The sequence below is a fragment of the Cupriavidus sp. D39 genome, from assembly GCF_026627925.1.
In the GTDB taxonomy this organism is placed as follows: Bacteria; Pseudomonadota; Gammaproteobacteria; order Burkholderiales; family Burkholderiaceae; genus Cupriavidus; species Cupriavidus ulmosensis.
Map to the genome: position 1 here is coordinate 1,635,504 of NZ_JAPNLE010000009.1, position 24,173 is coordinate 1,659,676.

Below are 24,173 nucleotides of genomic sequence, written 5' to 3' on the forward strand. Positions count from 1 at the left end.
TCACCTCGCTTGCGCCGCAACCGGCGCTGTCTGGCGTGCCGCGCTGCCCGCCTTCTCGACCACCAGGCCGTGCCGCGACACGCCTTCCACAATGGGCGGGTCCGGATGCGTCATGGCCAGCCAGATTGTGACCCCGCAAGCCACCATTGCCACCAATGGCCCGCTCATCAGCAGCCACGGCCATGGCTCCTTCCACCAGGGATTGCTTTGCCGCGTCATCTGGCCTCCTGTAGATCTAGATCGCGTATGTTGCGTATGGATCGGTGCATCCAGCGTGCCCTGCCGCCTCATAGATTGCGCGGCACGATAAAGCTGGTGCTCTGTCGAATCTCTGCGCCATGGCTCCCCGTGCCCTCATCGGGCACCGCGGTCACCGTGACCTCGATCTTGTGCGTGCCCTGCTCCGCTGACTCGATCGGCACGCGCACCCGGATGGGAATCAAGCGATTGGACGTGGGCTCCAGGTTGCCGGCAGCGTGGTCATACTCCACGGCCAGGCCCTTCAGCGCATTGCTGCCCGCGCTGACGGCGACGCGCATCGGCGCCTCGGTCGTGTTGATCAGTTGCAGCCGGTACACGTTCTCGATCCAGCGCCCTTCCACTTCCCGCCCCAGCGCGCCGCGGTCCCGGATGATGTCGACCTTGAGCGGCGTGCGCATGGCCAGCGAGGCCATGAAGCCGACGACCAGCGCCAGCCAGATCACCGAGTAGATCACCGTGCGCGGCCGCACCAGGCGCTTGCGCGCCACGGTCTCGGAGAGCGCGCTGCGCATGGCGTTCTCAGATGTATAACGGATCAGCCCGCGCGGGTACGCCATCTTGTCCATGACCTGGTTGCAGGCGTCGATGCAGGCGCCGCAGCCAATGCAGTCGTACTGCAGGCCATCGCGGATATCGATGCCGGTGGGACAGACCTGCACGCAGATGCTGCAATTCACGCACGCGCCCAGCCCCGCTGCCTTGTGGTCCGCCTTGCGCGAGCGGCTGCCGCGCGGCTCGCCACGGCCCACGTCATAGGTGACCACATAGGTGTCGCGATCGACCATCACGCTCTGGAAGCGTGCATACGGGCACATGTACTTGCAGACCTGCTCGCGCATGAAGCCGGCGTTGCCCCAGGTGGCGAACGAATAGAACAGCATCCAGAACGTTTGCCACGGGCCAAGCGAGAGGCTCAGCACCTGCCCGCTCAGCGCGCGGATAGGCGAGAAGTAGCCGACGAAGGTAAAGCCCGTCCACAGCGCGATCACGATCCAGAGCACGTGCTTGGTCGCCTTCAGGCGCAGCTTGCGTGCGCTCCACGAATCGCCGTCCAGGCGGATGCGGGCAAAGCGGTCGCCCTCCACATGCCGCTCGATCCACATGAAGATCTCGGTGTACACCGTCTGCGGACACGCGTAGCCGCAGAACAGCCGCCCCGCGATCGCCGTGAAGAGAAACAGCGAGAGCGCGGAGATCACCAGCAGCACGGCAAGGTAGATCACGTCCTGCGGCCACAGCACCAGGCCAAAGATATAGAACTTGCGCGCGCCGAGATCGAACAGCATGGCCTGGCGGCCGTTCCACTGCAGCCAGGGCATGCCATAGAAGAACAGCTGGGTCAGGACCACCATCCAGACCCGCCAGCTCGAGAACGCGCCCGACACCGAGCGCGGATAGATCTTGCGGCGGACTTCATACAGGGTCTCATCCGAAGTCTGCTCATCCGCCGTCGCGATTGCGGGCTCTCGATGCGGCGCCCATGCGGGCCCGTTTGATCCAAGCGGCTCCGGTCCGGGGGCGTTCATCGGCGATCACCCCCGCCGCGGTGCGGGCCCGGCCGACAAGCACAAGCGTGGTGGCTCATTGCCTGCTCCCTCGCCTGCGCCGCTCCCGGTGTTGGACAGGCCCCAGACATAGGCCGTCAACATGCGGATACGCTCCGGCGTGAGGATTTCCTCGTGCGCCGGCATATGGTTGTTATGGCCCTTCAGGATCGCGTCGACGATGCTGGCCTCCGAACTGCCGTACAGCCACACGCGGTCCGACAGGTTGGGCGCGCCAAGCGCCTGGTTGCCCTTGCCGGTGGAACCGTGGCAGGCCGCGCAGGTGGACTTGAAGGTGCTCTCGCCGCGCGAGGCGCGGATCGGGTCGTAAGCGAGGCCGGAGAGCGAACGCGCGTATTGCGCCACGTCGCCGGCGAGCTTGCCGTCGATGGTCGAGGCGAACGACGGCATCACGCCGTTGCGGCCCTTGGTAATGGTCTGCGCGATGGTCTCGGGATCCCCGCCGTACAGCCAGTCGTTATCGGTCAGGTTGGGAAAGCCGCGGCTGCCGCGCGCATCGGAGCCGTGGCATTGCGCGCAGTAGTTGAGAAACAGGCGTTGCCCGATCTCGCGCGCCGCCGGGTCGGCCGCCACCTGCTTGACGTCCATGTGCATGTACTTGCCATAGACCTCGCGCTGCAGTTGCTCGGCCGCCTGGCGATGCGCCTCGAGCTCGACCCGGCTGGAGGTCTTGAGCACGCCGGCGTAGGAACCCAGGCCGGGGTACAGCACCAGGTAGCCCAGGCCAAAGATGCACGCCAGCAGGAACATCCACATCCACCAGCGCGGCAGCGGGTTGTTCAGCTCGCGCAGGTCACCGTCCCACACGTGGCCGGTGTCTTCGGCGGCGCCGGCGACCTTGGTGACCTTGCGTTGGGAGAACAGCAGCCACACGCACCAGACGATGCCGACCAGCGCGATGGCGGCAATGTAGTAACTCCAGAAATCCGTGAAGAAGTCGCTCATGACTCAGTGTTCCTGCTTGGTGTTGTTTGCGCCGCCGGCATGACGCGCGATGCGGTAGCCGGCATCGACATTCGCGTCCAGCGGCTCGTCGGGCAAGGCGAACGGCAGCATGGCCGACTCCTGGTTGGCGGCCTTGCGCCCGGACGACCAGGCCCACCAGCAGATGGCGATGAAGGCAGCCATCGAGACCACGGTGGAAAACGCGGTGATCATTGCCATGGCTTACTCCTTGGCCGGCGTGGCCGCGGGCTGCGCCGCGGCCGCGGTATCCACGCGCACATTGCGCTTGGCGATGCCAAGCTCCTGCAGGTAGGCGACCATCGCGTCTTCCTCGGTCTTGCCGGCCAGCGTGGCGGGCGCCTGCTCGATCTCGGCGTCGGTGTACGGCACGCCAAGGCGGCGCAGCGCACGCATGCGGTCGCGGACATCGTTGGCCTGCAGCGGGGTTTTCTCGAGCCACGGGTAGGACGGCATCACCGATTCGGGCACCACGTCGCGCGGGTTGCGCAAGTGGATGCGCTGCCAGTCGTCGGAGTAGCGCCCGCCCACGCGCGCCAGGTCGGGACCGGTACGCTTGGAGCCCCACAGGAAGGGATGGTCGTAGACCGACTCGCCGGCCGTGGAGTAGTGGCCATAGCGCTCGACATCGCCCTGCAGCGTGCGCACCTGCTGCGAATGGCAGCCCACGCAGCCCTCGCGGATATAGATATCGCGGCCCATCAGGCGCAGCGCGGAGTACGGCTTGATCCCCGCGTCGGGCTCGGTGGTGGAGTGCTGGAAGAACAGCGGCACGATCTGGACGAGCCCGGCGATGCTGACCACCAGGATGGTGCACAGGATCAGCCAGCCGATGTTCTTCTCCAGGGTCTCGTGCGTAAAGAAGCTTCGTTTTTCGGACATCGTTTCTATCCTGGAATGATCAATGGGCGGAGGCGGCAACGCTGGCCGGGATCAGTGCGTCCACCGCGGGCTTGCCGATGATGGTCCGGGCCAGTTGTAGGCCATCAGCAGCATGCCCGAGAGGAAACACAGGCCACCCAGCAAGCGGATCAGGTAGAAGGGATACTTGGCCTTGACCGCTTCCACGAAAGCGTAGGTCAGGGTGCCGTCGGGCTGCGTGGCGCGCCACATCAGGCCTTCCATCACGCCGGCGATCCACATCGAGGCGATGTACAGCACCACGCCGATGGTGGCGATCCAGAAGTGCAGCTCGATCAGGCGCACGCTGTACATCTCCTTCTGGCCAAAGAGCCGCGGGATCAGGTAGTAGAGCGAGCCGATGGAGATCATCGCGACCCAGCCCAGCGCGCCGGAGTGCACGTGGCCGATGGTCCAGTCCGTGTAGTGCGACAGCGCGTTGACGGTCTTGATCGACATCATCGAGCCCTCGAAGGTCGCCATGCCGTAGAAGGACAGCGCCACCACCAGGAACTTGAGGATGGGATCGGTGCGCAGCTTGTGCCAGGCACCTGACAAGGTCATGATGCCGTTGATCATGCCGCCCCACGAAGGCGCCAGCAGGATCAGCGAGAACACCATGCCGAGCGATTGCGCCCAGTCCGGCAGCGAGGTGAACTGCAGGTGGTGGGGACCGGCCCACATATAGGTGAAGTTGAGCGCCCAGAAGTGAACGATCGACAGGCGGTAGGAATAGATCGGGCGGCCGGCCTGCTTGGGGATGAAGTAATACATCATGCCCAGGAAGCTGGTGGTCAGGAAGAAGCCCACCGCGTTATGGCCGTACCACCACTGCACCATGGCGTCCTGCACGCCGGCATAGGCCGAGTAGGACTTCCACATGCCCACCGGCATCTCGGCGTTGTTGACGATATGCAGGATGGCGATGGTCAGGATGTAGGCGCCGAAGAACCAGTTGGCCACGTAGATGTGCCGGGTCTTGCGCTTCATGATGGTGCCGAAGAACACGATGGCGTAGGCCACCCACACCAGCGTGATCAGGATGTCGATCGGCCATTCGAGCTCGGCATATTCCTTCGAGCTGGTGATGCCCAGCGGCAGCGTGATGACCGCGGCCACGATCACCAGTTGCCAGCCCCAGAACGTGAACGCCGCCAGCGGGCCACAGAACAGCCGCGCCTGGCAGGTGCGCTGCACGATGTAGTAGGAGGTGGCGAACAACGCGCTGCCGCCGAAGGCGAAGATGACCGCATTGGTGTGCAGCGGGCGCAGGCGTCCGAAGGACAGCCACGGCGTATCGAAATTAAGCTCCGGCCAGATCAACTGTGCCGCGAGCAGAACGCCTACGGCCATACCGACAATCCCCCAGACTACCGTCATGACGGCAAATTGCCGCACGACGCCGTAATTGAAGGTGTCGGCGCGAGAATACGCGGCGGTGACAGCCATTCAGACCCCCAGATTGGATAAACATGAATCGATGTTGTGACTGTAGGAAAAGAGGGGGATGGGCGTCTTGATCTGTATCAAGCGGTATGGGAATGGGGGGAACCTGGAGGCGTAGGAGGCGTTTCGGGTTGGGTTCTGATGCCCGCCGTGGCACGCGTAACCTGCAGTCGCTTGGCTATCTCACTATTTGGGTCGCCCGCCGCAGAAACCAAAAGCGATGCGTGCCCGTGCAACCAGCGACGCCGGGATGCTCCGCGAACGCGCCATCGAGGCGAGTTGGAACCGCTCGACTTCACGCGGGGGGCTCTTTAGGGCGGGGTTTTGATGCTTTAGCCCCGCTGACGCGGGTGGGTCTCTTGTGGGCGGGGTTTTCGCTCTTCTAGCTGCTGGCGCGGCTGGGCGGTGTTGCCGTTTTAGAACGTGTGAGATGTCACTTTTCTTTACTCGCGGCGTGTGTCAAGGTAGTTGTCGCCTCAGCCGTTACGCTGCTTGCTTGTAATTCTCTGCGTTTTGCTGCGCTCGCTCCGGGTTCAGGTACACCGCATCTGGGAGTTCCCAGTTGCGGATGCCCGCGGTCCAACGCTGCGGATTCCGGCGCGCGCGGCTTCATACAGCGCCGTTCTCTGCGCCAACAGTGCGGTAGCTTTGCCCTGATGCCGCTGGCTTGGCGTGACGTATTTCAGGCCGCTGTGTCGGTGCTCGTCGTTGTACCAGCGCACGAAGCGCAACACCCAGTCACGCGCTTGTTCCAGGCTCTCGAACGGGCGCTCCGGCCACATCGGGCAGTACTTCGCCGTGCGGAACAACGCTTCGGCATAGGCGTTGTCGTTGCTCACCCTGGGCCGGCTGTAGGAGGGCACCACGCCTAGGTCATACATCGCTGCCAGCATGGTGGCCCCTTTCATGGCCTTGCCGTTGTCCGAGTGCAGTACCAGCGGACGACCCGCGGTCTGCTCCCGCAAACAGCCGTGCATCAGCAGGCGGCTGGCGTGCTCAGCCGTCTGGCTCTCATGCACCTCGTTGGCGACCAGCTTGCGGCTGTAGATATCCTTCATCATGTACCAGTAGAAGAACTTGCCCTTGACCGTGGTCGGTAGCCAGGTAATGTCCCAACACCACACCTGGTTCGGACCCGTAGCCCGGTGCGTCGTCAGCGGGCGCACGCACGGGGCCTTGCTGCGGCCGCGCCGACGGCTTTGTCCCGCTGCATGCAGCACCCGGTAGATCGTCGATACCGATCCCACGTAGATACCCTCATCCGCCAGCTTTGGCACGATCTGGTGCGGCGTCAGGCTCGCGTAACCTGGCTGGTTCGCCGCCTTCAGCACCGCCTGCCGTTCTGCTTCGCTGAACTTGTTGGCCGGTGCCTCGCGACGCGCTTCCAGCCGCCCGTCGGCGGGGCTTGCCGCCAGCGCTGCAAGGTCCGCCCGGTCAAACCGAGCGCCTCGCAGGCCTTCTCCTGCCGGGCCCCGGCGCTCACCGCTTCGTCGATCAACTCTATGGCTTCCAAGCGATCCGGGGTGCTGATCAGTCTTCCTCGTCCCGTCCCCAGATCGCTGCGGCTTTTTTGCAAGACCAGCAGTGCTGCCGTCTCCGCCAGCGCCGCATTCTTGCGCTTGAGCTCGCGTTCCAGTTCACGCACTCGCCTGCGCGCCGCTTCGTCTTCCCGCCGCTGCGCCAGCGTTCGCTTGACGGGCGCAGCCGCATTAGCCTGCTCGCACGCCTCGCGCCATTGCTGAACCTGCTCTGGCTGGATGCCTTTGCCGCGGCAGTATTCCGACAACTCCGCTTCGCTTAGCGGCGCTGTCTCCAACACCACGCGGAACTTGTCCGCGCTGCTCCATTGATCACTTTGCTTTCCGTCACCCGGCACAATTCTTCCTGCTTCTCTCGCCATCCTGCGCCAAGTCCGCAAGGTCACTGTCGTGATCCCTGTGGCCTTGGCCAACTCCACTACCGACCGGTTCAGCGGCGGCATCATCTGCTCCACCACCCATTCCCGATGCTCGGTTGCATATCGTGTCATCACCTATTCGCACACCGCCCTCCATTTTGCTTCACCAAGGAGACCGAGGGTCGAGTGGCCCGAGGGAACTGCCCCCTCAGGCTCTCACAGATCCGTACGTGAATCTCTCGATTCATACGGCTCTTCTTGTCCGCCGTTCTTCGAAACAGAAATCCCAGTGCGCGAACAGCTGAGGAAGACTTTCCCGACATCGTTTGAGCCACGCCCAAGATCCTCGTTTATGTCCTCTCAACCGCTTGTACTTATTTCGCGCCCACCTGCCAAGCCGTAAGTCTATTCTGATCAAGAACTGTTTCAGCCGCTCTGGATAGAAAGCACCGTAGTAATTCACCCATCCCCGTACCATTGGGTTTATGCGCTGCGCCAGTTCGCGCAGCGTCATTGAGGTACTTCGATTGAGACTCATGCTTCGGATGGCCTGAGACATGCGCGTTAGTGCCTTTTGACTTACCGCAGGTCCGAATCCGTTGAACAAATTTCCCGCTCGGTCCTGTACCGTCCGAGCGTGAAAGCTGAATCCAAGGAAGTCGAACTTTGTATGGATATGGTCCTCTCGACGTCGTCCATCTTTGCAGTAAACCAAGCGCGTCTTTTCCGGGTGTAGCGAAAGCCCACAATCGGTAAGCCGTTCCCTCAAGGCAGACAAGAACTGTTCCGCCTGATGCTTCGTCCTGCAATGACAAACCACATCGTCGGCATACCGTTCAAACGGCACCTCCGGATGCTCGGTCTGGACCCATCGATCAAACGCATAGTGAAGAAAGAGGTTAGCCAACAATGGACTGATAACGCCACCAACAATAGAGCAAACTGCCGGATAAAATTGGGCCTGCGCATTTCGAGGGAGTGTCTGGCGCCCTGGTCCAGAAGCTGTGCTGACGTCAATGTGGATCTTGTCCTTGAGACGGTCGCTCCCGCTGACAGGCAGGTGCAGCGATGACCCGAAGACGTAAAAAGTGGAGCGTGCGTCTGGCTTTCGAGCCGAACCGCTATGCCCAAGAGCAGTTGCAAAAGGCTTACGAGCAGATTAGTCCGATCGAAGCACGCGCGACGGCACAGCCGTCCGCTACGTGGTCTGCAGAGTCCAAGCAAGCGACCATCAAGCGAGGTAGACGATGAGCAAAGCTGCGATGGTTGCACTCTACGCGCGGGTATCCTCCGAACAGCAAAACAAACGCGGCACCATTGAAAGCCAGATCGCTGCACTGAAGGAGCGTATTTCAGCTGACGGCGCGCAGATCGTCGACGACATGTGTTTCGTTGACGCTGGCGTGAGCGGTGCGACGCTGATCAGGCCTCAATTGGAGCGCCTCAGGGACTGTGCCGCGCTCGGTACGATCGATCAGCTGTACATCCTGTCACCGGACCGGCTGGCGCGCAAATATGCGCACCAGGCGCTGCTGATGGAAGAGTTCTCCGCCTGCGGTGTCCAGGTGGTCTTCCTCAATCACGCGATCGGTACGACGCCGGAAGAGTCGCTGCTATTGCAGATGCAGGGCATGATCGCAGAATACGAACGGGCGAAGATCGCCGAGCGTCACCGTCGTGGCAAGCTTCACGGCGCAAAACGCGGCAGTGTCAATGTCCTGTCCGGGGCGCCCTACGGCTACCGCTACATTCGCCGGCAACTCGACGGAACGCCGGCCCGGTACGTTATCGAACTGCCCCAGGCTGCAACGGTCCGGGCGATCTTCCAGTGGGTGGGGATGGACCGCCTGAGCATAGGGGATGTGGTACGCCGCCTTGCCGAGTCGGGTACCGTGACAGCGTCGGGCAAGCCATACTGGGACCGTAGTGTGGTGTGGGGCATATTGCGCAATCCTGCGTACATGGGGCGAGCTGCGTTCGGCAAGACGCAGTCGCGCGATCACCTGCAGGTACGCGTGCGCGCCCAGCGCCACAGTGCTGACGTGCCCAGAAAGCCGTACTCGACAACACGAACCGAACCGCAGGACTGGATCGAGATTCCGGTGCCGGCCATCGTGAGCGAGGGGCTGTTCCAGGCGGCTCAGGAACAGCTTGCCGAGAACCGCAAGCTGGCGCGCCAGAGGCGCGAGAGTGCACCGCTACGCCTGCTGCAAGGGTTGACGGTATGCGGCGAGTGCCATTACGCCTATTACGCCAAGAAGGTGAGCAAGGTTGCAGCTAAGGGGCATCAGCGGGACTACGCCTATTACCGCTGTGTTGGGACTGATGCCTACCGTTTCGGTGGCCACCGCATCTGTGACAATCTGCAGGTACGAACAGACAGGCTCGATGAGCTGGTATGGCAGCAGGTTGTGGAATTGCTCAGTCATCCAGAACGCTTGAAGAGCGAATATGAGCGTCGACTGGATATGATGGAGCGCAACGAGAAGAGTGCCTTCGACACAAGCAACCTTGAAAAGCAGCGGCTGCAGCTGGAGAAGGGAAAGTCCCGGCTGATCGATAGCTATGCGGACGGCATCCTCGATAAGTCCGACTTCGAACCGAAGATGCAGCAGTTGAGGAATCGGCTTGAGCAGATTGACCAGCAGATCCTTGAATCCAGGCAGCAAGGCGCGGTGCAAAGCGAGCTGTTTCTGGTCATCAATCGGATCGAGGAATTTGCAGGCGCCGTCACCGAAAAACTGGACACGATTGATCTTGAGACAAAGCGCAGGATCGTATTGGGTCTGGTCAAGCGCGTCGAAATCCACAAGGATGAAATCGTCGTTGTGTTCAGGGTTGACCCACAGCCTGGGGCTTTTGACAGCGAAAACTCGAATGATTCAGACGACGGAGTGAAAAGTATGCAACGTTGTAAGCGGCGTAATCACCCCGCCTTGCGGAGTGCCTCTATCCCGAGCAACCAATTCCCCGGTTTGCTTCTGCACCGGGCTCTCTAGCCAGCGTCTAATGTAGAGTCGTACCCATGGCTCCGTGACATGCTTTTCTACCGCACGCCTGAGAAGCTCGTGGTCGATGGTGTCAAAGAAGGATTTCAAGTCAATATCGACTACCCAATCGTAGCGCCAACAGTTCCTTCTCGCTTGCGCCACAGCTTGCTTCGCCGATTTGTTCGGCCGATAACCGAACGATGATGCATGGAATATCGCATCGATTCTCGGCTCCACCATTAACTTGACCGCCATCTGCGCCACTCGGTCAGTGATGGTCGGTATCCCGAGAGGACGAAACCCGCTCCCCTTCGGAATCAGCACCTCTTTGACCGGCTGGGGAAAATAACTCCCCGAACTCATTCGATTCCACAGGGCGTATAGATTCCTTGCCAAACGATTTCGGAAGATTTCAATACTTTCGCTGTCCACGCCCGGCCCGCCTTGATTGGCGGCCACACGCTTCCAGGCTTCCCAAATCAACCGCTTGGGTATCTCGAACGACTTGGCGTCGACCCTGGAATCCTCCCGCATCGCGGTTGTTCTATGGTCTCTGCCGGACAAGGTCATGCCTTCGCTCCAGAGGTCATACAACCCTTTCACCGCTACTACGCATGACTCCGCCCCTGTGCCTCGCATTGGTACTCTGACTCTCACGGGTTCTCCGCTTGAGTTTCTCCCTTAGCATCGAGACGACAGGTTCCCAAGTTCCGTATCCATGCCTGCAGGAAGGTCGCGCCATCTCTATGCCGGATGCCGTCAGACCCACCTCCAGGTTGCCGTCTGACTTATCCCGAGGTGTTGTCGAGCCCTCGGTTTTGACATCATTGCAATTCTCGACACTTCTTCGATGGTTCACTTGCGTTCGCCTCCTCCTTGCCTACCTGACGAGATTCATCCCGCCTTTTCCCTTGACGCTCACCACAACCGCTCTTAACGGCTGCAGCTCAGGGTGGTTTGGTATCACCGCCTGATCGGCGAAACCGAGGGGCCTACCCTCATCACAGATACAGCATGTACGACGACGTACTGTCGCTTTCCTTCTTGGCACACCGACAAGTATCCTGACATGGAGGGCTCGTAAAGAAAAGTGACATCTCACACGTTCTAAAACGGCCAACACCGCCCAGCCGCGCCAGCAGCTAGAAGCATCAAAACCCCGCCCACAAGAGACCCACCCGCGTCAGCGGGCCACAAGCCATACACATCGCACACTTCCTCCAACATACAATTCCCGCTCCAATCTCAACAGACTTTGCGAACGAATCAGCGGAACGAGATACAAGCTGCTGGCGCGGCTAGGCGGGGTTGGCCGTTTACGCGAATGGAGACATTTCCAGGCTTCTAGCCCCGCTGACGCGGAGGTGTCGCTTGCCCCCATTCAACCAACCCCAATTCACGGCCTATAATTCACGGCCTATCGTTATCAAGAAGAATCGCCTCCCCCGGCCGATCAAGATCATCATACTGTCCCGCATGCAGCGCCCACCAAAGCGCGCCCGCAATCACGGCAACCAGCACCAGGCTCATCGGCACCAGCAGGTAGAGCATGTCCATGGCGTCAGTCTCCGGGCTTGCCGGCGCGCAGCAGGCGCCAGGCATTGGCCACCACCAGCAGCGACGACACCGACATGCCGATGCCCGCCATCCAGGCGGTGACATAGCCGGTTGCCGCCAGCGGGATGGCGATCACGTTGTAGGCAAAGGCCCAGGCCAGGTTCTGGCGCACCACGCGACGCGTGCGGCGGGCCATCTTCAGCGCGTTCGCGATCTCCGCCACGCGGCCATGGGCCAGCACGGCGTCGGCGCCCGCCTGCGCCAGCGGCGCGCCGCTGCCGATGGCGATCGAGACTTGCGCCTGTGCCAGCACCGGCGCATCGTTGATGCCGTCGCCCACCGCCAGCACCACGGCGCCGCCGCGCTGCAGGTGCGCCACGTACTCGCGCTTGCCTTCAGGCGTGACGCCGCCCTCGCGGCGCGGGATCTGGAAATGATCGGCCCACCAGCCGACCGTGGCCGGCGTATCGCCCGACACGAGATGGCAGCGCACGCCAAGCGCGCGCAGCTCGCTGAGCAAGCGCGCGGATTGCTCGCGCGCGACATCGGCCAGCGCGAACACCGCCAGCGCGCCGGCAGCACTGCCTAGCCACACCAGCGTGGCGCCGCGGCGCTCGCTGCCGGCAAGCTCGGCGTTTGGGCCGCCGGCATTGCCGTGCTCGCACAGCGCGTCGACGAACTCGCGACGGCCAAGGCGGTAACGCCGCCCATCCACTTCGGCTTCGAGGCCCTGCCCTGGCACGTTGCGCATGGCGTCGATGGCAAGCGTCTCGTGCGCAAGGCCTTGCGCCTGCGCAGCCTCCACGATGCCCCGGGCGATCGGGTGCTCGCCGGAGCGTTCCATGGCCGCAGCCAGCCGCAGGCTGGCTGCGGCATCGGCATCGCCCAAGGGCTGCGTGCGCACCAGCGCGAAACGCCCTTGCGTGAGCGTGCCGGTCTTGTCGAGCATCACGTCCGTGACGCTGGCCAGGGTCTCCAGCGCGTGGCCGCGCGTCAGCAGCAAGCCACGGCGCGACAGCGCGGCCCCGGCCGCGGCCAGCGCCGCTGGCGTGGCCAGCGAAAGCGCGCACGGGCAGCTCACCACCAGCACGGCCACCGTCACCAGCAACGCACGCGCGGGATCGATCCATGCCCACCAGACGGCGCCGGTCACGGCCGCCAGCACCAGCAGGATGGCGACGAACCAGCCCGCCACGCGGTCGGCCACCGTGGCCAGGCGCGGCTTCTCCGCCAGCGCGCGGTCCAGCACGGCGACGATCTCTGCCAGCCGGGTGCCCGCCCCTACCTTGGTCACGCGCAGCTCGAGCGGACTCGTGGTATTGAAGCAGCCTGCCAGCACAGCGTCGCCGATGCCGCGCGGCACCGGCCGGCTCTCGCCGGTCAGCATGGACTCATCGAGCTCACCCGCGCCAGCGATCACCGTGGCATCGGCGGGCACTACCTCGCCCGCCTTCACGCGGATCAGGTCGCCGGGGCGCAGGCGCGCCACCGGCACCCGCTCGCCCACGCCGCCCTCGGCCCGCAAACGCTCGCAGGTGGCGGGCAACTGCCGCGCCAGCATCTCGGCGCCACTGCGCGATGCCTGGCGCACGCGCAGCTCCAGGTAGCGTGCCAGCAGCAGGAACGCCACGAACATGGTGACGGAATCAAAGTACACCTCGCCGGTGCCGCGCAGCGTCGCCACGGTGCTGGCGATAAAGCCTGCGCCCACGCCCAGCGCCACCGGCACGTCCATGCCCAGGTGGCGCTGCCTCAGGCCGCGCCACGCACCGGCGAAGATCGGCGAAGCCGAGTACAACACGACGGGCAAGGTCAGCACCAGGCTGGCCCAGCGCATCAGTTGCAACTGGCCGGGATCGATGGCGGCTTCATGGGTGTAGATGGGCCATGCGTACATCATCACCTGCATCATGCCGAGCATGGCCACCGCCATGCGCATCAGCAAGCCACGGCGCGCATGGCGGTCCTGCCGGTCCGAGCGCGAGACCTCGAACGGCCACGCCAGGTAGCCGATGCCAGCCAGCGCGCCGAGCAAGGCGGAGACCGGCTGTTCTGCCGCGCGCCAGCGCACCACCACGCGGCGCGTCGCCACATTGGCGATCACCGATTCCACGCCGGGCAGGCTGCCCAGGTGCTGCTCGATCAGCCAGGCGCAGGCGGCGCAGCGGATATTCTCCGGCGCCAGGGTGATCTCGGCCCGGCGTTCGTCCAGCGGGCGCACGAACTGGGCCCGCAATTCCTCGGTGTCGTAGGCGGCCCAGACGGGCTCGGCCTCGCGCCGCGCCGCGTCGTCGATCGGCCGGGCAAAGCGGGCCTGGTCGCCATAGAGATGGCCGAACCCGGCTGCGTGCAGGGTCTGCGCCAGGGCCTGGCAGCCACCGCAGCAAAAAGCCTGTTCCTCGCCATTGATGCTGGCATGCAAGGACGGCTCGCCGGACGCGAGCGGCTGTCCACAGTGGAAGCAGCCCACGCGCCCGGCGGCCGCAGGCACGCCGCTTGCGCGTGCAAGCGGCGGATTGGGCAAGGAGCGGGCAGGATAGGCTGGGGCTGGGGAAGTCGGCATCGGGACTCATTTTTTACCAACTGCATGGTAAGAGTCCCGGTGGCAAGCCGCCTTGATACAGATCAAGCGGGAGGCTGGGCGGCGCATGGCGCGCCGCTTGCGCAGGGCTTCAGGTCAGCGAGGTGTCGACCGTGCGGCGTGGCGCTTCCAGGTATTCGCGCGACTGCATCTCGATGATGCGCGACACCGTGCGGCTGAACTCGTTGGCCATCTGGCCTTCGGTGTAGAGTTCGTCCGCCGGCACTTCCGCCGAGATCAGCAGCTTGACCTTGTGGTCATAGAACACGTCGATCAGCCAGGTGAAGCGGCGGGCCTCGGACGACATGCGGGGCGTCATCTTGGGCACGTCGGAGAGGATCACCGTGTGGAACTCGGTGGCGAGCTCGAGGTAGTCGTTCTGCGAACGCGGGCCGCCGCACAGCGTATTGAAATCGAACCAGACCACCCCGCCCGCCTTGCGCAGCGCACGCAGTTCACGGTGCTCGATATGCAGGATGGGGGATTCGTCAGCCACACCGGCAATGCTGGTAAAGGCGTGACGCAGGGCCGAGCTGGCCTCGGGCCCCAGCGGCGTGTGATAGGCATCCACCTGCTCCAGCGCGCGCTTGCGGTAGTCGATGCCGGCGTCCACATTGAGCACGTCGAGCTTTTGCTGTAGCAGCGCGATTGCCGGCAGCACGCGGTCCTGGTGCAGGCCGTCCGGGTACAGGAGGTCCGGCCGGTAGTTGGAGGTCATCACGAACTGCACGCCGTTCTCGAACATCTGCTGCAACAGGCGGTGCAGGATCATCGCATCGGCCACGTCGCTGACGTGGAACTCATCGAAGCAGATCAGGCGAAACCGCCGCGCAATGCGCTTGGCCAGTTCATCCAGCGGATCCGGGCGCCCGCGCAGCTCTTCGAGCTGGCGATGCACCTCGCGCATGAACTCGTGAAAGTGCAGCCGCGTCTTGCGGACCACCGGCACGCAGGTATAGAAGCTGTCCATCAGGAAGGACTTGCCGCGCCCTACCCCGCCCCACAGGTACACGCCCTTGGGCACGTCCGGGTGCACCAGCAGTTTTTTCAGCGTGCTGTTGCGCCGGCTCTTGTAGGCCACCCACTCGTCATAGCATTGCTGCAGGCGCTCGACGGCGCGCAACTGCGCGGGGTCGGTGGTGTAGCCGCGTTGCTTCAGTTCCTGCTCGTAGTACTCACGGACGTTCATGCTGACTGCTTGCCCTGGATGCCGGGAGGCGCCGGCTTGAATGAGGATCGGGGCGCGTGACAGGGCAAACTCCCCTGCCCGCCCCGAAAGCGAAAACGGCGCGCCGCTGTGGCGGCGCGCCGGTACTCAACAATACGAAGGCTTAAGCCTTGAAACCTTACATATTGAGCTGGCGCTTGTCGACAGCGAGTGCGGCTTCGCGCATGACTTCCGACATCGACGGATGCGGATGGCAGGTACGGCCGATGTCTTCGCTGGCGGCCTTGAACTCCATCGCCACCACGGCTTCGGCGATCAGGTCGGACGCATTCGCAGCAACCACGTGCACGCCCAGGATCTCATCGGTCTTGGCATCGGCCAGCATCTTGACGAAGCCGTCCGAATGCCCCATGCCCAGCGCGCGGCCGTTGGCCATGAACGGGAACTGGCCGGACTTGTACTCGCGGCCTTCGGCCTTGAGCTGCTGCTCGGTCTTGCCCACCCATGCGATTTCCGGGAAGGTGTAGATCACCCACGGGATGCAGTTGTAGTCGATGTGCGGCTTCTGGCCGGCGATGCGCTCGGCAACGGCCACGCCTTCGTCCTCGGCCTTGTGGGCCAGCATCGGGCCACGCACCACGTCGCCGATGGCCCACAGGCCCGGCACCTTGGTGGCGCAGTGATCGTCCACCTCGATAAAGCCGCGCTGGTCGGCAGCCATGCCGATGGCGTCGAGGCCGAGGTTGTCGGTGTTGGGCACGCGGCCAACCGACACGATCAGGCGATCCACTTCCAGGGTCTGGGCAGCGCCGTCCTTGTCGGTGTAGCTGACGGTCACGTTGTCCTTGCCGGTCTTGACTTCGTTGACCGTCACGCCCAGGCTGAACTTCAGGCCTTGCTTGGTCAGCAGCTTCTGCGCTTCCTTGGCCACGCCTTCGTCGGCGGCGCCCAGGAACGCGGGCAGCGCTTCCAGCACGGTCACTTCGGCGCCCAGGCGGCGCCACACGGAGCCCAGCTCGAGGCCGATCACGCCGGCGCCGATCACGCCCAGCTTCTTCGGCACGCTGGCGAACTTGAGCGCGCCTTCGTTATCGCTGACCAGCACGTTATCGACGGGAACGCCCGGCAGGTGACGCGCCTTGGAGCCGGTTGCGATGATGACCTGCTTGGCCGTCACGACTTCGGTGCCGGCCTTGCCGGCGACTTCGACCTGGAAGCCCTCGGCGGTCTTGCCGACGAACTTGCCGTAGCCCTTGAGCAGCGTGACCTTGTTCTTGCGGAACAGGAACTCGATGCCCTTGGTCATCTTGCCGACGATATCGTCCTTGCGCTTGAGCATCTTGGCCACGTCGACCTTGACGTCGCCAACGGTGATGCCGTGGTCGGCGATGTGATGCTGCACGTTCTCGAACTCTTCCGAGGAGGCCAGCATTGCCTTGGAGGGGATGCAACCTACGTTCAGGCAGGTGCCGCCCAGGCGCGGTTCGTCCTTGGGATCGTCGTAGGCATTGCCTTCGCAGCAGGCCACGTTCAGGCCGAGCTGGCCGGCACGGATGGCGGCGATGTAGCCGCCGGGGCCGGCACCGATCACCAGCACGTCGAATTGTTTGCTCATGGAGATTCCTTTTGCAGCCACGGCGGGGCAACGTCGCCCGCCAGGCCGCTTTCAACTCTTCGGTCCGTCATGCCCGAGCGCGCCGCGCCCGTTGACGGGCATGGCGGGAAAACGCGGGCAAGACCTCAGGCTTTGCAGATGATTACAGGTCCAGCAGCAGGCGTGCCGGATCTTCCAGCGCGTCCTTCATGGCAACCAGGCCCAGGACGGCTTCGCGGCCGTCGATGATGCGGTGGTCGTAGGACATGGCGAGGTAGTTCATCGGACGGATCACGATCTGGCCGTCTTCCACCACCGGGCGGTCCTTGGTGGCGTGCACGCCCAGGATCGCGGATTGCGGCGGGTTGATGATCGGGGTCGACAGCATCGAGCCGAAGGTGCCGCCGTTGGAGATCGAGAACGTACCGCCGGTCAGCTCTTCCAGCGACAGCTTGCCGTCGCGGGCCTTGGCGCCGAACTCAGCGATCTTCTTCTCGATCTCGGCCAGGCTCATCTGGTCGGCGTTGCGCAGGATAGGCACCACCAAGCCACGCGGCGAGCCCACCGCGATACCGATGTCGAAGTAGCCGTGGTAGACGATGTCGTTGCCGTCGATCGATGCGTTGATCAGCGGGAACTTCTTCAGCGCGTGGACCGCGGCCTTGACGAAGAAGGACATGAAGCCCAGCTTCACGCCGTGTTCCTTCTCGAAGCGGTCCTTGTACTTGCTGCGCAGGTCCATCACCGGCTTCATGTTCACTTCATTGAAGGTGGTGAGGATGGCGTTGGTGCTTTGCGATTGCAGCAGGCGCTCGGCGATACGGGCGCGCAGGCGGCTCATCGGCACGCGTTCTTCCGGGCGGTCGCCCAGGGCGGCGAAGTCCACCGGGGCGGAAACCTGCTGCAGCGCCGGCTTGGCGGCGGCCGGAGCCGGAGCTGCCTTGGCGGCCGGTGCGGGAGCGGGAGCAGCGGTCGCGGCCAGCACGTCGCCCTTGGTGATGCGGCCATCCTTGCCCGTGCCAGCAACCTGGCCGGCGGACAGGCCGCCTTCGGCCATCAGCTTGGCGGCCGAAGGCATGGCCACGGCGCCGGCTGCTGCCGGTGCGGCGGCGGCAGCGGCAGGCGCCGGTGCGGCGGCGGCAGGAGCGACGGCGCCAGCCGTGGCTTCGGTGTCGATCTTGGCGATCACTTCGTCGGCAACCACGGTGTCGCCGTCGTTGCGGATGATCTGCGACAGCACGCCAGCCGACGGGGCCGGCACTTCGAGCACGACTTTGTCGGTCTCGATTTCAATCAGGATTTCGTCTTGGGCAACAGCTTCGCCCGGCTTCTTCTTCCAGTTCAGCATGGTTGCTTCTGCAACCGATTCAGAGAGTTGCGGAACCTTGACGTCAACAATAGCCATGGTTAGGTATTTCCTCGATGTATTCGTATGTGCTTCAGGCAGCGGCAAAAACATGGCGGTGCGCGCTCTTCGCGCGCGCCGCCATGCTGGCCACGATCATTTGGTCAGGACAAAGCCCTTGAGCTTGGAGAACGCCGCATCCAGCAGCGCCTTTTGTTGCTCGTTGTGCTTGGCGTAGTAGCCCACCGCCGGCGATGCCGAGGCGGGACGACCCGCGTAACCGAGCTTCTGGCCTTCCGCCATGTTCTCCATGATGAAGTGCTGGACGAAGAACCAGGCACCCTGGTTCTGCGGCTCGTCCTGGCACCACACGATTTCGTTGGCGTTCGGGTACTTCTTCAGCTCGGCTGCCACTGCCTTGTGCGGGAACGGATACAGCTGTTCCATGCGGATGACGGCCGTGTCGGTAGCGCCGCGTTCCTTGCGGGTGTTGACCAGGTCGTAGTAGACCTTGCCCGAGCACATGATCACGCGCTTGACCTTGCTGGCGTTCAGTTCTTCGTGATCGGGGATGACCGTCTCGAAGTGACCCTTGGCCAGGTCGGACAGCGGCGAGACCGCGTCCTTGTTACGCAGCAGCGACTTCGGCGTCATGATCACCAGCGGCTTGCGGAACAGACGGATCATCTGGCGACGCAGCAGGTGGAAGATCTGGGCCGGGGTGGTCGGCTGGCAGACTTGCATGTTGTGGTCCGCGCACAGCTGCAGGAAGCGCTCGATGCGCGCCGAGCTGTGTTCCGGACCCTGGCCTTCATAGCCGTGCGGCAGCATCAGGGTCAGGCCCGAGGCGCGGCCCCACTTCACTTCGCCGGAGGAGATGAACTGGTCGATCACCACCTGGGCGCCGTTGACGAAGTCGCCGAACTGGGCTTCCCAGATCACGAGTGCGTTCGGCTCAGCGGTTGAGAAGCCGTATTCGAAGCCGAGCACGGCCTCTTCCGACAGCACCGAGTCGATCACCGTGAACGGTGCCTGGTTCTCGGACACGTTCTGCAGGGGCACGTAGCTGCCTGCATCCCAGCGCTCGCGGTTCTGGTCGTGCAGCACCGAGTGGCGGTGGGTAAAGGTGCCACGGCCGGCGTCCTGGCCGGTGATGCGCACCGGGTAGCCCGAAGCCACCAGCGAGGCGAAGGCCAGATGCTCGCCCATGCCCCAGTCCAGCGGCTGGTCGCCGCGGCCCATGTTGGCGCGATCCTTCACCACCTTCTCGACCAGCGGGTGCAGCTTGAGGTGTTCGGGGATGGTGGTGATGCGTTCGGCCAGGCGCTTGAGCTCGGTCACCGGCACGGCGGTGTCGGCGGCGTCGGTCCACTTGCGGTTCAGGAACGGCATCCAGTCCACGGCGAACTTGTTCTTGAAGTTCGACAGGACGGGGTCGACCGTGTGCTTGCCCGCGTCCATCGCGGCACGGTACTCCTTGACCAGCTGGTCGCCGAAGTCGGCCGGCACCAGGTTCTGCGCGACCAGCTTGTCAACGTACAGCTTGCGCGTGCCCGGGTGCTGGGCGATCTTCTTGTACATCAGCGGCTGGGTAACGGCCGGCGTGTCCTGCTCGTTGTGGCCCAGCTTGCGGAAGCAGATGATGTCGACCACGACATCCTTCTTGAACTCCATGCGGAAGTCCACGGCCAGCTGCATGGCGAACACCACGGCTTCGGGATCGTCGCCGTTCACGTGCAGCACCGGTGCCTCGATCATCTTGACGACGTCGGTGCAATACAGCGTGGAGCGCGAGTCGCGCGGGTCCGAGGTGGTGAAGCCGATCTGGTTGTTGATCACGATGTGCATCGTGCCGCCCGTGCCGTAGCCGCGGGTCTGTGCCAGGTTCAGCGTTTCCATCACCACGCCCTGGCCTGCGAATGCCGCGTCGCCGTGCACTTGCACGGGCAGCACTTCCGCATGGCCCGCGGGCTCGCCGCGGCGTTCCTGGCGTGCCTTGACCGAGCCTTCGACGACCGGGTTGACGATTTCCAGGTGGGACGGGTTGAAGGCGAGCGACAGGTGGACCGGGCCGCCTTCGGTGGAGACGTCGCTGGAGAAGCCCTTGTGGTACTTCACGTCGCCGGCCGGCAGGTCATCGACGTGCTTGCCTTCGAACTCGGCGAACAGGTCCGCCGGCATCTTGCCCAGCGTATTGACCAGCACGTTCAGGCGGCCGCGGTGGGCCATGCCGATCACGATTTCCTGCACGCCCTTGCTGCCGCTGTGCTGGATCAGCTCGTCCATGGCAGCGATGAAGCTCTCGCCGCCTTCCAGCGAGAAGCGCTTCTGGCCAACGTACTTGGTGTGGAGGAAGCGCTCCAGGCCTTCAGCCGCGGTCAGGCGGTCGAGGACGTGCTTCTTCTTCTCGAGAGTGAACACCGGCTTGGAACGCGTGGTTTCCAGGCGCTCTTGCCACCAGCGCTTTTGCGCCTGGTCGCTGATGTACATGAACTCGGCGCCGATGCTGCTGCAGTAGGTTTCGCGCAGGTTGTTGAGCAGCTCGCGCAGGCTCATCGATTCCTTGCCGAAATACGTATTGCTGGCGTTGAAGACGATATCGAGATCGCTTTCGGAGAAGCCGTAGAACGCGGGGTCGAGGTCCGGCAGGGGCGGACGTTCCTGGCGCTTGAGCGGATCCAGGTCTGCCCAGTGCGAACCGATGTTGCGGTAAGCGGCGATCAGCTGCGTGGCAGCGACGCGCTTGCGCCCCATATCGGAGTCGGCCGAGGCAACAATGGTCTTGATCGGGCCCGCCTTGGCACGCTCTGCGAACGAGGCGACGATGGGAGCGTGGGCGATATCGCGGGCGTTGGAGCCATCGACAGCCGGCACGTTCTGCATCGCGTCGAAGTACGCGCGCCAGTTATCGGGAACCGAGGAGGGATTTTCGAGGTAGGCCTCGTACAGCTCTTCTACATAGGGGCATTGCCGCCGAAGAGGTACGAATTGCTCTGATACTGCTGCATCATGGGGCGCTCACTATTATCCGGGAATGCCGGAATAAAGCGGGTTCATCAACCTTCCGCGACACGGCTTGACCGGTTAGCGGATTGCAAACAACTCTTTCTGGGCAACGCCTGAAACACATTAAATGCATCATTATGCAAACGGCACCGCAACGGGTGCCGATCTGTTCAGTCGCCCTGAAAGGGTCAGTTGTGCGTGGAAGGACCTAAGTCTTCACTCGCGTAAGGATAGCACGTTTGCCGCTTGAGCCGAGGGAATTTTGCCGTAAGCCGCGCGGGCCCATCCGCAGTGTTGCGAAGCGGCCAAGCCCCTTGCCGACGGGGATGATGAAGCCAGCCGGTCCGATAGCATGGAGCCGGAAACCAAAGGAGCGATCGGTGCACCTCTTGCCATACCCCCGCGGGCCAGCGCCCGGCCCTGCCAATGATGCCCGCCCCCACCGCCGACGCCACGGCACCAGGAGCCGCTCCCATCACATGGCGGGCCGACCTGGTGGCCGGGCTTGCCATCGCCGGGCTGTTGCTGCCCGAGGCCGTGGCCTATTCCGGCATTGCCGGGCTGCCGCCGCAAGCCGGCGTGATCGCGCTGTTCGCGGGCCTGCTGGTCTACGGCCTGCTTGGCAGCAGCCGTTTTGCCATCGTTTCGGCCACCTCGTCGTCCGCCGCGGTGCTGCTGGCGGCCACCACGGCTGTCAGCGACGGCGATGCCGGCATGCGCGCCGCCCTCGGCGCGGCGGTCATGCTCCTCGCGGGAGGGCTGTTCCTGCTGGCCGCGGCGTTGCGCCTGGGGGCGATCTCCAACCTGATCGCCAAGCCCGTGCTGCGCGGCTTTGCACTGGGGCTCGCGCTGACTATCGTGCTCAAGCAATGCCCGAAGGTCCTGGACATGCATCCGGCGCATGGCGACTTCCTGCGCCTGGCGTGGGAACTGCTCGCCGGCTGGCGCCAATGGAACCTGGCAGGCGCGGCGGTGGCACTGGTGGCGCTGACGCTGCTGCATCTGTTCGCGCGCTGGCGCGCCATGCCGGGCGCGCTGCTGGTCATCGCCGCCGGCATCGCGCTCGACCTCAGCGGCTGGACCCAGGCACATGGCGTGGCGGCCGTCGGCAATATCGCCTTGCAGTTCTCGGCGCCGCGCGTGCCGAGCCTGGCATCGGCCGACTGGATGCGGATGGGCGGACTGGCCGCCGCGCTGGCGCTGATCCTGTACGCCGAAAGCTACGGCTCGATCCGCACCTTCGCCATGCGCCACGGCGATATCGTCTCGCCCAACCGAGACCTGGCGGCACTAGGACTGGCCAACCTCGCCTCGGGCCTGTTCCACGGCATGCCGGTGGGCGCGGGCTTCTCCGGCACGTCGGCCAACGAATCGGCCGGCGCGCAAAGCCGCCGCGCCGGGCTGATTGCCGGCGCCGTGGTATTCGCCGCGGTGTGCACCCTGCTCCCTGGATCTCGCACACGCCTGAGCCGGTGCTCGCAGCCATCGTGATCCGCGCGGTTGGACACAGCCTCAACCCGGGCAGCCTCAAGCCTTATTTCGACTGGCGGCGCGACCGCGTGGTGGCGGTGACCGCCTTTGCCGGCGTGCTGTTGCTTGGCGTGCTGCATGGGCTGCTGCTGGCGATCGGGGTCAGCCTGGCGATGCTGCTGCAGCGCCTGTCCCGCCCGCAGGTGAGCTGGCTGGGGCGCTGGGCCGATAGTCACGACTTCGTCGACACGGCGCGCCATCCCGAGGCCACCGCGCCCGAGGGACTACTGATCGCGCGCCCGGAAGTGCCGTTGTTCTTCGGCAATATCGACAGCGTGCTGGGCACCGTGCGCCAGGCGCTGGCGCGCGAGCACCCCGGTACGGCCTGGTGCTAAGCCTGGAAGAATCGTCCGACCTCGACGGCACCGTCCTTGAAGCCCTGGGCGAACTGGCGGTGTTCGCGAAGGCCCACGGCATGCCGCTGCGGCTCGCCCGGGTCAAGGACGAGGTGCGAGACCTGCTGGCGCATGCGCGCAACCCCGCCCTGCCAGAGGAAATGTGGCGCGGCTGGAGCGTGGACGACGCGGTGCGTGACGCGCTGGCACAACCGGCGTGAAACCGCTTGAACCCGCTTGCACCCGCTTGAACACGCAATGCCGGGCCTGCCGGGCGTAATGGCCTGATCAATCCTGGCGCGGCGCGATCAGGTCGACCGCATCCGTGATCAGCGCATCCAGCCCCCAGCCGAGCAACTGCGCTGCCCGTGCAGGATCGTTGACGGTATAGCAGGCCACCTTGAAGCCGGCGGCATGCGCGGCCTGGATGATCTCCGCGCTGAGCTCGCGATGATTGGCATCGAGTGCCACGCAGTCCAGCCGGCGCAGCCGCTCCAGCCAGTCGGCCGGCAGCTTGTCCAGCAGCAGCGCCCGCGGCAGGCCCGGCGCAGCCTTGCGGGCCGCCTCCAGCGATTCCTCCGAGAACGACGACAGCAGCGGCGGCACGTCGCAGCCGGCCCACAATGCCTGCGCGTCGAGCGCCACCGCGGCGCCGGTACGCCATTCCGCACCCGGCACCGGCTTGATCTCGATATTCACCATGAAGCCGTTGGCGCGCGTGTAGCGGGCAATGGCCGCCAGCGTGGGCACCGGCTCGCCGGCATAGGCCGGGCTATGCCAGCTGCCCGCGTCCAGCATGGCGATCTCGCCCAGGGTCAGCGCGTCGGCGCGGCCCTGGCCGCTGGTGGTGCGGTCGAGCGTGGCGTCATGCAGCAGCACCGGCCGCCCGTCGCCCGACAGCTTCACGTCGAATTCGAACATGCGATAGCCGAACGACGCGCCATGGCGGAATGCTGCCAGCGTGTTCTCGGGTGCCAGCTTGCCTGCGCCCCGATGGGCGATATGGTGCGGATAAGGCCAGGCGGCTTGGGTCAT

13 protein-coding genes and 5 pseudogenes are annotated in these 24,173 nt (G+C 64.2%); 2 read left to right on the forward strand and 16 right to left on the reverse strand.

Annotation, left to right across the window (positions count from 1 at the left end; translation table 11 throughout):
• The 8 genes and pseudogenes from OMK73_RS19540 to OMK73_RS39310 form a co-directional block, all read right to left on the reverse strand.
• Nucleotides 1-219 (reverse strand): FixH family protein, encoded by a 219-nt coding sequence (locus OMK73_RS19540; protein WP_267603571.1) that lies wholly within the window; start codon nucleotides 217-219, stop codon nucleotides 1-3.
• Between the two features lie 68 nt (nucleotides 220-287).
• A complete protein-coding gene (gene ccoG / locus OMK73_RS19545) occupies nucleotides 288-1,787 on the reverse strand; it encodes a cytochrome c oxidase accessory protein CcoG (protein ID WP_267603572.1) in 1,500 nt (499 codons plus the stop codon).
• 6 nt (nucleotides 1,788-1,793) lie between these two features.
• Nucleotides 1,794-2,771 carry a cytochrome-c oxidase, cbb3-type subunit III gene (ccoP, locus tag OMK73_RS19550; protein ID WP_267603573.1) on the reverse strand — a complete coding sequence of 326 codons (978 nt, stop codon included), beginning with the start codon at nucleotides 2,769-2,771 and terminating at the stop codon, nucleotides 1,794-1,796.
• An 84-nt stretch (nucleotides 2,772-2,855) separates the two neighbouring features.
• Nucleotides 2,856-2,990, reverse strand: a pseudogene (locus tag OMK73_RS19555) (cbb3-type cytochrome oxidase subunit 3); the annotation flags it as partial.
• Between the two features lie 3 nt (nucleotides 2,991-2,993).
• Nucleotides 2,994-3,671 carry a cytochrome-c oxidase, cbb3-type subunit II gene (gene ccoO, locus OMK73_RS19560; protein WP_267603574.1) on the reverse strand — a complete coding sequence of 226 codons (678 nt, stop codon included), beginning with the start codon at nucleotides 3,669-3,671 and terminating at the stop codon, nucleotides 2,994-2,996.
• 19 nt (nucleotides 3,672-3,690) lie between these two features.
• Nucleotides 3,691-5,138: pseudogene (gene ccoN, locus OMK73_RS19565) on the reverse strand (cytochrome-c oxidase, cbb3-type subunit I).
• Between the two features lie 480 nt (nucleotides 5,139-5,618).
• Nucleotides 5,619-7,164, reverse strand: a pseudogene (locus tag OMK73_RS19575) (IS3 family transposase).
• Between the two features lie 112 nt (nucleotides 7,165-7,276).
• Complete coding sequence (locus OMK73_RS39310; RefSeq protein ID WP_420715658.1) at nucleotides 7,277-8,098, reverse strand: reverse transcriptase domain-containing protein; 822 nt, start codon at nucleotides 8,096-8,098, stop codon at nucleotides 7,277-7,279.
• 181 nt (nucleotides 8,099-8,279) lie between these two features.
• Here OMK73_RS39310 and OMK73_RS19580 point away from each other — a divergent pair, with 181 nt between their 5' ends.
• On the forward strand, nucleotides 8,280-10,031 hold the full coding sequence (locus OMK73_RS19580; protein ID WP_267603575.1) for a recombinase family protein: 1,752 nt from the start codon (nucleotides 8,280-8,282) through the stop codon (nucleotides 10,029-10,031).
• Here OMK73_RS19580 and OMK73_RS19585 read toward each other — a convergent pair.
• The 7 genes and pseudogenes from OMK73_RS19585 to OMK73_RS19615 all read right to left on the reverse strand — a co-directional run bounded on the left by OMK73_RS19585 (nucleotide 9,915) and on the right by OMK73_RS19615 (nucleotide 21,278).
• The gene (locus OMK73_RS19585; RefSeq protein ID WP_267603576.1) at nucleotides 9,915-10,592 is read right to left on the reverse strand and encodes a reverse transcriptase domain-containing protein; all 678 of its coding nucleotides are present in this window, start codon (nucleotides 10,590-10,592) and stop codon (nucleotides 9,915-9,917) included. The genes OMK73_RS19580 and OMK73_RS19585 overlap by 117 nt on opposite strands.
• A gap of 840 nt (nucleotides 10,593-11,432) precedes the next feature.
• The gene (ccoS, locus tag OMK73_RS19590; protein ID WP_267603577.1) at nucleotides 11,433-11,579 is read right to left on the reverse strand and encodes a cbb3-type cytochrome oxidase assembly protein CcoS; all 147 of its coding nucleotides are present in this window, start codon (nucleotides 11,577-11,579) and stop codon (nucleotides 11,433-11,435) included.
• Nucleotides 11,580-11,583: 4 nt separating this feature from the next.
• On the reverse strand, nucleotides 11,584-14,142 hold the full coding sequence (locus OMK73_RS19595) for a heavy metal translocating P-type ATPase (RefSeq protein WP_267603578.1): 2,559 nt from the start codon (nucleotides 14,140-14,142) through the stop codon (nucleotides 11,584-11,586).
• A gap of 109 nt (nucleotides 14,143-14,251) precedes the next feature.
• Nucleotides 14,252-15,349 carry a cell division protein ZapE gene (zapE, locus tag OMK73_RS19600; RefSeq protein ID WP_267603579.1) on the reverse strand — a complete coding sequence of 366 codons (1,098 nt, stop codon included), beginning with the start codon at nucleotides 15,347-15,349 and terminating at the stop codon, nucleotides 14,252-14,254.
• A 157-nt stretch (nucleotides 15,350-15,506) separates the two neighbouring features.
• A complete protein-coding gene (gene lpdA / locus OMK73_RS19605) occupies nucleotides 15,507-16,943 on the reverse strand; it encodes a dihydrolipoyl dehydrogenase (protein WP_267603580.1) in 1,437 nt (478 codons plus the stop codon).
• Between the two features lie 142 nt (nucleotides 16,944-17,085).
• Nucleotides 17,086-18,327 (reverse strand): 2-oxoglutarate dehydrogenase complex dihydrolipoyllysine-residue succinyltransferase, encoded by a 1,242-nt coding sequence (gene odhB / locus OMK73_RS19610; protein WP_267603581.1) that lies wholly within the window; start codon nucleotides 18,325-18,327, stop codon nucleotides 17,086-17,088.
• A gap of 96 nt (nucleotides 18,328-18,423) precedes the next feature.
• Nucleotides 18,424-21,278, reverse strand: a pseudogene (locus OMK73_RS19615) (2-oxoglutarate dehydrogenase E1 component).
• A gap of 421 nt (nucleotides 21,279-21,699) precedes the next feature.
• On the opposite strand from OMK73_RS19615, the pseudogene OMK73_RS19620 reads away from it, so the two are divergent.
• Nucleotides 21,700-23,359 (forward strand): annotated as a pseudogene (locus OMK73_RS19620) (SulP family inorganic anion transporter).
• A gap of 67 nt (nucleotides 23,360-23,426) precedes the next feature.
• Here the strand turns inward: OMK73_RS19620 and ugpQ are convergent.
• Nucleotides 23,427-24,173, reverse strand: coding sequence for a glycerophosphodiester phosphodiesterase (ugpQ, locus tag OMK73_RS19625; protein WP_267603582.1), 747 nt, complete (start codon nucleotides 24,171-24,173; stop codon nucleotides 23,427-23,429).

Bases quoted from the DNA above. Each gene is read 5' to 3' on its own strand.
- OMK73_RS19595 (WP_267603578.1), bottom strand. From the start codon at position 14,142: ATGCCGACTTCCCCAGCCCCAGCCTATCCTGCCCGCTCCTTGCCCAAT.
- odhB (WP_267603581.1), bottom strand. From the start codon at position 18,327: ATGGCTATTGTTGACGTCAAGGTTCCGCAACTCTCTGAATCGGTTGCA.
- ccoS (WP_267603577.1), bottom strand. From the start codon at position 11,579: ATGGACATGCTCTACCTGCTGGTGCCGATGAGCCTGGTGCTGGTTGCC.
- ccoP (WP_267603573.1), bottom strand. From the start codon at position 2,771: ATGAGCGACTTCTTCACGGATTTCTGGAGTTACTACATTGCCGCCATC.
- OMK73_RS19540 (WP_267603571.1), bottom strand. From the start codon at position 219: ATGACGCGGCAAAGCAATCCCTGGTGGAAGGAGCCATGGCCGTGGCTG.
- lpdA (WP_267603580.1), bottom strand. From the start codon at position 16,943: ATGAGCAAACAATTCGACGTGCTGGTGATCGGTGCCGGCCCCGGCGGC.
- ccoO (WP_267603574.1), bottom strand. From the start codon at position 3,671: ATGTCCGAAAAACGAAGCTTCTTTACGCACGAGACCCTGGAGAAGAAC.
- zapE (WP_267603579.1), bottom strand. From the start codon at position 15,349: ATGAACGTCCGTGAGTACTACGAGCAGGAACTGAAGCAACGCGGCTAC.
- OMK73_RS19585 (WP_267603576.1), bottom strand. From the start codon at position 10,592: ATGACCTTGTCCGGCAGAGACCATAGAACAACCGCGATGCGGGAGGAT.
- OMK73_RS19580 (WP_267603575.1), top strand. From the start codon at position 8,280: ATGAGCAAAGCTGCGATGGTTGCACTCTACGCGCGGGTATCCTCCGAA.
- ccoG (WP_267603572.1), bottom strand. From the start codon at position 1,787: ATGAACGCCCCCGGACCGGAGCCGCTTGGATCAAACGGGCCCGCATGG.
- ugpQ (WP_267603582.1), bottom strand. From the start codon at position 24,173: ATGACCCAAGCCGCCTGGCCTTATCCGCACCATATCGCCCATCGGGGC.